General features: G+C 65.3%; 4 protein-coding genes. 3 read left to right on the top strand and 1 reads right to left on the bottom strand.

Annotated elements, in window-relative coordinates; genetic code table 11:
* The first annotated feature begins 73 nt into the window (after positions 1-73).
* A complete protein-coding gene (locus tag AUV08_RS07975; protein ID WP_061873175.1) occupies positions 74-1801 on the top strand; it encodes a hypothetical protein in 1728 nt (575 codons plus the stop codon).
* Between the two features lie 39 nt (positions 1802-1840).
* Here the strand turns inward: AUV08_RS07975 and AUV08_RS07970 are convergent, their stop codons facing one another.
* Positions 1841-2413: a recombinase family protein gene (locus AUV08_RS07970; RefSeq protein ID WP_061873174.1), complete on the bottom strand. Its 573-nt coding sequence runs from the start codon at positions 2411-2413 to the stop codon at positions 1841-1843.
* Positions 2414-2692: 279 nt separating this feature from the next.
* Here AUV08_RS07970 and AUV08_RS07965 point away from each other — a divergent pair, with 279 nt between their 5' ends.
* Positions 2693-4159, top strand: coding sequence for an MFS transporter (locus AUV08_RS07965; protein ID WP_231865122.1), 1467 nt, complete (start codon positions 2693-2695; stop codon positions 4157-4159).
* Positions 4160-4176: 17 nt separating this feature from the next.
* Positions 4177-4746 carry a TetR/AcrR family transcriptional regulator gene (locus AUV08_RS07960; protein WP_061873172.1) on the top strand — a complete coding sequence of 190 codons (570 nt, stop codon included), beginning with the start codon at positions 4177-4179 and terminating at the stop codon, positions 4744-4746.
* Positions 4747-4953: the final 207 nt, after the last annotated feature.

Genomic DNA, 4953 nt, shown 5'->3' with positions numbered 1-4953 from the left:
CTACCATCGGCCTCATACCTCCTGCGGAGACGCTCCTCCGGCCTCACTGGCACCGACCCGAGTCAACAACGTCATGCCCTCCTACACCTACGCCGCCGAACAGGGCGAGGCGGACCCGGTGGTGCCGCTACTGGTCGTGCAGGTCGCCGACAAACCCAGCGACGAGCACCTCTCGCGAATCCTGGATGTCATCCACCAGGAGTGGCCCGAGCTACGGCCCCAGGACATAGCCCACGTCTTCGGCACCCACACCGACCGGCACCTGCCCGGCCAGATCGTCAACTACATCGCCCCGCAGCGAGTGCAGGAGACCACGCACATCCGGGTGCTGCTGGCCATGGAGGCGATCTCCACCGGCTGGGACTGCCCCAGGGCGGAGGTGCTGATGTCCTTCCGCACCTACAAGGACGCCACCTACGTCCACCAGCTGCTGGGCCGGATGGTCCGCACCCCCCTGGCCCGACGCATCCCGGGCAACGAGGTGCTCAACTCCATCGACTGCTTCCTGCCCCACTTCGACAAGACCACCTCCACCGCCATCGCCCAGACCTTGATGCGCGGACAGTCCGACATGGACGACACCACTTCCGACCCCGCCCGCGCATCCGCCCGGCGGGTGCTGTTCGACCCGGTCACCCTGACACCGAACCCGGCGGTGGGAGAAGACGTGTGGGCGGTGTTCGACGCCCTGCCCTCGATGACCATCCCCCGGGGCGCCACCAAACCGCTCAAGCGCCTGGACATCCTGGCCAACGCCCTCTCCCACGACGGGCTGCTGCCCGGGGCGATCAAGACCGCCGCGCACACAATGTGCAAGCTCCTGGACGGATGCAGGGCGCAGTACTCCGAGCAGATCGCCGCGGCCCGCCAGGATGTGCTCACCCTGTCGGCCCAGCGGCTGACCGGCCGGCTGGGAACCACAACCCTGAGCACCACCAGCCTGGAGCTGCTGGCCGATGACCGGGCCATCGAGGAGGCCGCGGCCGCGGCGGCCCGCACCCTCACCGGCTGGATCGCTGGGGCCTACATCGATCACATCGTCCCCGAGGACGAAGAGGATCTCGACTTGCGCGAAGGAGACATCATCATCGCCTCCCTGGCCCGCACCTCCGAGGTCGTCGCCGATCTGGAGGCCAAGGCCGACAAGCTCGTGCAGGACTGGCTGAGCCAGTACCGCGTGCAGATCAACGGCCTGACCGATGAGCGCCAGGCAGTGTATGACCGGGTGCGGGAGATGGCCCGTCGGCCTGAACGTGTGGACCTGACCCGCCCGAAGTTGGCTCAGGCGGACCAGCAGGAGCGCCTCCCTGATGGCAGCGAGCGTCCTCTGCCGACCCGCACTCTGCATTTGATGGCCGCCGAGGACGGCACCGCACCTGTGGATCTGAACGCCTGGGAGCGGCAGGTGCTGGACTCCGAAGCCGCCGAGCCCTCCTTCCGGGGCTGGTACCGCAACCCCTCCCGGGCCTCCAAGCAGTCTTTGGCGATCCCGTTCCAGGACGGCACCGGCCAGTGGCAGGCGCTACGACCGGACTTCCTCTTCTTCCACGCCAACCAGGACGGCACGATCCGCGCGGACATCGTGGACCCCCACGGCACGCACCTGGCCGACGCCTTGCCCAAGCTGCGGGGCCTGGCCGAGTACGCCCAGGCCCACGGGGATGCCTTCGGCCGGATCGAGGCCGTCGCTGAGATCGAGGGGCAGCTGCGGGTGCTGGACATGAAGAACGACGTCGTCCAGGCCGGCGTCCACGCAGCCCAAGACGCTGAATCCCTGTACAAGGCCGCGCCCGCGTACTGAAGCAGAAACTCAAGGGACGCCGGCGGCCGAGGATGGGGTTCAGTCTGAGGCTTGCCGGCGCAACGAGGTGTACAGGGTCTGCCGGCTCACCCCGAACGTACGCGCCACTTCGGCCTTTGGGATCCCCATCTCGATCATCACGCGCGCCTGCTCCACGTCGGTGTCCGAGAGCTTCGGGGCCTGCACGTACTTGCCGCGGGCCTTGGCCAACGCAATGCCCTCAGCCTGGCGCTCCTTGATCCGCCGGCGCTCGAACTCAGCGAACGCCGCCAGAATCCCCAACATCAGCCCGTCCACCGGGGAGGTGCCCGACTTGTCCACGGTGATCCGCTCGGACACGAACTGCACCGCACACCCCTTGGCGGTGAGCTCGTCCACGATCGCGTAGAGGTCCCGAGCGTCGCGGCCGAGCCGGTCCATGGAGGCGACCTTCACCAGGTCCCCCTCCCGCACGTAGGTCATCAGCTCAGCCAACCCGGCGCGCTTGGCCCTCGAGCTGCCGGGGATCTTGTCCTGGAAGATGCGGTCGTACTCCCCCACCGCCTCGAGCTGACGATCCAGGTTCTGCTCGGCCGAACTCACCCGCACATAGGCCACAGTCTGTCCAACCACGTCTTAGACCCTCCGACACTTCTGTCTAACGGCCCGGTTTGGGACCTTCTCTGACGTGATGGTCTCGTGGGCGGGCAAGGTGTGTAAAGGGGTATACCCGGCTTGACGCCGGGATGGGGCAATGAACACCCCACTGGATCGTGAGGCATCCCTCCGTCGGAGCGCTGAAGGTTACTTCAGTAACCTGTTAGTATAGTTTCGTTGATGCGACTACAGGCAGAGGACAGGGGTACAACAGTGAACGACGTTGGATCATCGCCGCGGCGGTGGTGGCTGCTCATGACCGTGGGGGCCGGCCTGCTACTCATCACCCTCGACAATTCGATCCTCTACACCGCCTTGCCTACATTGACCGCAGACCTCGGCGCGTCCGGATCCTCGACACTGTGGATCATCAACGCCTACCCCCTGGTCATGGCTGGCCTCCTCTTGGGAGCAGGCACACTGGGCGATCGCATCGGCCACCGCCGAATGTTCGTCGTCGGCCTGTGGATCTTCGGTGCCGCATCACTGGCAGCGGCACTCTCGCCCAACCCTGCCTTCCTGATCGGCGCCAGGGCACTCCTCGCTGTGGGGGCCGCAGCGATGATGCCCGCCACGCTTGCTCTGATCCGCCTCGCGTTCGACGATCCTCGTGAGCGCAACATCGCCATCGCCATCTGGGGGAGCCTGTCGATCGCGGGGGCAGCGCTCGGACCCATTCTCGGCGGCGCCCTTCTCGAACGGTTCTGGTGGGGATCTGTTTTCCTCATCAACGTCCCCGTTGTTGTCATCGCACTTGTGGCGACCGCAATCATCGCGCCGCACAACGATCCCGATCCGTCGAAGAAGTGGGATCTCGTCTCATCCCTCTATGCGATGGTCGGGCTGGTGGGCACCGTGCTCGTCATCAAGGAACTGGCCCATATTCCACAGAACTGGGTTCTGATCGCAGGGGCGCTGGCGTCAGCAGTCATCGGGTTCGTCCTCTTCGTGCGACGCCAGGGCCGATTGGAAGAACCACTCATCGAGTTCTCCATCTTCCGCAACCGCGCCTTCGCTGGCAGCTCTCTGGCAGCCTTCTTCGCGATGTTCACCGTCGCTGGCGCCCAGCTCGCGACCACACAGCGCTTCCAGCTCGTCGAGGGCTTCACCCCCCTGCAAGCAGGCCTGCTAGTCGCAGCCATCGCGCTTGGCGCCCTGCCCTCAGGTGTCCTAGGGGCCGCGATCCTGCACATCGTGGGCCTGCGGATCATTATCTCCGGCAGCCTCGCCATCGCCGCCCTAGGACTAGCTCTCGCCGTGCTGGCCTCTGCGAACGGATCACTACCCCTGCTGGTCGTCAGCTTCATCGTGACCGGCTTCGGCCTGGGCGGCACCTTCGCCGTCGCTTCCGCCGCCATTATGGGCAACGCGCCTCCGCGAAAGGCCGGCATGGCGGCCTCGATCGAAGAAGTCTCCTACGAGATGGGCTCCCTCTCGGCTGTAGCACTCCTCGGGAGCCTCCTGACCTTCGTCTACGCCACAGTCGTCCGACTCCCGGATGGCACTCCCGCCGCAGCGGGGGAGAGCATTGCCGATGCCCTCGGGATCGCCGACGGAGATCTCGACGTGATCGCAGCCGCCACCTCCGCCTACGACACGGCCTATTTGGTCACGATGATCGTCCTCGCTGTCATGCTGGCTAGTGGAGCCGCTCTGACCAATCGGCTGCTCCGCGCTTACGGGCGCGGCAGCGAGGCAATGGAGTACGCCGAAAACCACTGAACCAATCGGAGGGGCGCATGATGGTGCGTGAGAGCAAGAAGACCATGATCCTCGACGCCGCGATCCAAGTGATCGAGGAAGACGGGATCACAGCAGTCACGTTTGACTCTGTCGCGGCCGCTGCAGGGATCACCAGGGCCGGGATCATCTACCACTTCCCATCACGAGACGACTTGATCGCTGCGATCCACCAGAGACTCGCTGATCGCTGGGAGCGGCAGTTAGAGATCGCCTGTGGAAAGCCGACCGCTGAGGCAACGTCGATGGAGCGCCTGACCGCCTACATACTCACTTGTTCGACAGCCGCCTCCCGCGCCGAGTTCCAGATGATTCTCGACAGCCAGCACACCCAGCACAAGGCGATCTGGGAAGACCTCATCGACCGATGGACCGGACGTAGCGAACCCGACGAAGCTGAGCGCGACCAGATGACCTCGCTCGCCCTGCTCGCTGCTGACGGGCTCTGGGTCAACGACCTGATCGGAAGCAGGCCCATCTCACAGGACCACCGGAGTGAAACCGCAAAGCAGATCATCGCGCTACTCCAGAATGACGTCCATGAATCCGAGGCCAAGCCCAACGGGTAAGCGAGCCAGCGCGCGGTTGGAGAAGGCCGGATCGACGAATCCGTCGAGCGCGATGATGGGCAACCCTGTCAAGCAAGATCGCACCCTGGCACCTCTGTCCGGCAGCACCCAACTAGCTGTAGGAGGGCATGACGTTGTTGACTCGGGTCGGTGCCAGTGAGGCCGGAGGAGCGTCTCCGCAGGAGGTATGAGGCCGATGGTAGTTGT

It is taken from the genome of Micrococcus sp. CH7 (genome assembly GCF_001595485.1).
Classification (GTDB): Bacteria; Actinomycetota; Actinomycetes; order Actinomycetales; family Micrococcaceae; genus Micrococcus; species Micrococcus luteus.
Note: the sequence above shows the minus strand (reverse complement) of the source record. Positions and strands in the feature narration are given on the sequence as shown.